Raw genomic sequence first — 2,750 nt, forward strand, 5'->3', positions numbered from 1 at the left:
GATCAGAACGAGTACAAGGTCAACACCACGAAGAACGGCTACACCGGCAACGGCGTGATGCTGTACGCCTCCCTGACCAAGGTCACCGAGTGACGTCAGACGGCATGACCCACAGGGTCTAACCGTTGAACGATGAAAGGGCCACCCCCCCTGCACGGGGGCTGGCCCTTTCTCGCATTTCCATACCATCACGACGCGCAAAACACGCTCCGCCATGAATTCCTTGCCCGATGCCGCAAACGGCGTCTTCGCTGGGGATACTTTGTCATGCACGTGGATAACGACACCCACCGGAGAGAGACCGGACGGTCTTTTTCGACGGATTTCGTTACCTGCATACATGTCAAATGCATCCACCAAAGACGTCCGGCGACGGTAATGGTTCCTTCGTCTTGGAATCCGTACGGCACCCCGTTGTCAGGGTTGTGGCTGGGCGTCCAAGGACCCCGGATCCAAACGTCGTTCCGGCTGCCGGACCTTCCATTCGTCATGAGTGTCGATGAATCGCCGCTGTGTCTGGACGATGACCTCGTCGAACAGGTATCCCTTCAGCTTGGTGATGCCGAACGGGTCGAGATCCTGTCCGGCCCGTTCCTTGAGGTATGCCTGCGTGCGGATGAGCTCCGCCCGTCTGTTCTTGGGAATCTGAGCGGTCTTGTTCCGGCGGTCCTTGTCCTCTTTTCCCTTCTGGGATTCGCTCAGCCGGTCGGGATTGTAGACCAGGATGAACGATGCGAACTCGTTGAAGTAGGAACGATCCGGAACGATGCCCAGATCTACGGCCAGCAGGACGCTGTCGTACATCTTGCGAATGACCTGCATCTCGTCGACCCGTCCGTTCTTGAACTCGATCAGATGCCACCGGCGGTCCCGGTCCGATATGACGAGCGCATCCGGCGCGCAGGGCACTATCGGCTTTCTCAACGAAACGTTATACGGAGCAGCAAAGCAAATGGCTCCTACCAGACCGTCAAAGTTCACCGCATTGAGATCGCTTTCGACCATCAGCTCCTCATGCTTGTCGTCGAGCGAAGTGTCTCCCAACGTGTATTCGAGGTTGCGTTTGGCCAGGTCGCGCTTCTTCTCCGGGGACAAGGCGAGGACCCGTGACGCGAAAGTCTCGGAGTCCACGAACCGGGATCCGCCGCCGACGCCGTTCACGAGTCACGCTCCTCGAGTTCGTCGCGTAATGCGTTGAGCACGTCGATCGGCCCCGCCATCGTCTGGTAGATGGCGTCGATGTTCCCGGTGACGTCCTCGAACACGATGGCGTTGCTTTCGAGGTCCCTTGACGACTCGTAGTAACTGGCCGAACCACTGGTCCCGTACTGCCTCGAATACAGGTCGAACGCGTCCAGGAAATAGGGGCTGTGCGTGGTCACCACCACGGTGAGATCGAACGTCTTCTGCAGCAGCACGATGACCTGCGCGTACTTCATCTGCCACTCGGGATGAAGATGGATCTCCGGCTCGTCCAACACCAGCACGTCACGCTCCCCGAACTTGCCCCGCTCGATCAGCATCTTCAGCACGGCGAACGATTTCAACCCCGTGGACATGTTCTCGAACCTGACCGAACCGCCCGCCCTCGGCGAATCGAGGTAGTATCCGTCGGCAAGCGAGCGAATGTCGCCGGGGATCACTCCGCCGAGGATCCTCTCGACGTCCGCCAGTTTGTCCTTGGCTATATTCCGGCGGATCATGTTCGCACCCAACCCGTCTCCAGCATCCGACGCATGGCCGACGGTATCGACGAGCCGGTTCCTCAAGTTCTGTTCCACCACGTCCAACTGCCCGGGCTGGAACTGCCGGTTCAACGTATCGATCACGAACGGGTCCGCGATATACAGGGCATCATGCTCGATATCAACGTCACGCACGACGGAATCACATTCATCGCCCGTGAACGAGATACGGATGGGCTTGTCCTTGATCACAAGCTCGACAGACGCATTCCTGATCCCTCCACTGTTCAGCGGCATGATCTGATTATGGAACATGTCGCCGAAGTAATCGGACAGCACGGTCTTCACCAATTCCTCTTCGGGATAGTCAAGAATCTCGTCGATGTCGGCAAACAGCCGGTCCACGAACTCTCCCGCCGATGCAGGGACTTCCGGACCGGCGTCCGGATCGGCGACCGAGAGCAACTCGCTGATGACCGCGGACCGGTACCGTGCCCGTTGCGGATCCTCGGACCCGCACTGCCCCTCGCCGTATCGTTCCATAACGTGATCGATATACGCGTCCACCTCACGGACGTTCGGGTAACGACCCCGTTTCGAACGAACGGTCCCCATATACCCGCGAAGCGCGTTCGCCGCCTGCGACTCGATCTCATCCCGCCGCTGACGCAGCAGCCGGGCCTGAATACCGTTCAACGCATTGAACACGGAGTACAACGCCTTGCCAACGGTGCTCTTGCCGGTATTATTCAGGCCGGCGATGACCGTCAACCCGTCAAGTTGGATTTCGGCATGCTCGATACCCGCAAAATGATCCAACGTCAACTTCACGGCAATGACCTTTCTGGCATACGAACTCACCCCGATCCTACCCGACCGGCAAGAGGGAACCGAACCGCAACAAGCCGATCCAAGGAGGCGACACCTCGTTCCTGTGTCCCTAGTATTTCGTCGGGTTTAATTTGCCTTTTGTGTGTGGTTGTGTTCTTCTTGGATTGTGTGTGGTGTTTGTCCAAGGGAGGGCCGCGGGATGTCGCGTAGGGTCAGGGTCGTGTTGGGTGATGG

General features: G+C 58.4%; 2 protein-coding genes. Both read right to left on the bottom strand.

Annotated features, from left to right (window positions below; genetic code table 11):
• Positions 1-417 precede the first annotated feature (417 nt).
• Positions 418-1,161 (bottom strand): hypothetical protein, encoded by a 744-nt coding sequence (locus tag JS533_RS13480; RefSeq protein WP_241515322.1) that lies wholly within the window; start codon positions 1,159-1,161, stop codon positions 418-420.
• Complete coding sequence (locus JS533_RS13825) at positions 1,158-2,546, bottom strand: AAA family ATPase (protein WP_241515324.1); 1,389 nt, start codon at positions 2,544-2,546, stop codon at positions 1,158-1,160. Before JS533_RS13825 ends, JS533_RS13480 begins: the two co-directional genes overlap by 4 nt.
• Positions 2,547-2,750: the final 204 nt, after the last annotated feature.

This window comes from Bifidobacterium amazonense, assembly GCF_018555435.2.
Classification (GTDB): Bacteria; Actinomycetota; Actinomycetes; order Actinomycetales; family Bifidobacteriaceae; genus Bifidobacterium; species Bifidobacterium amazonense.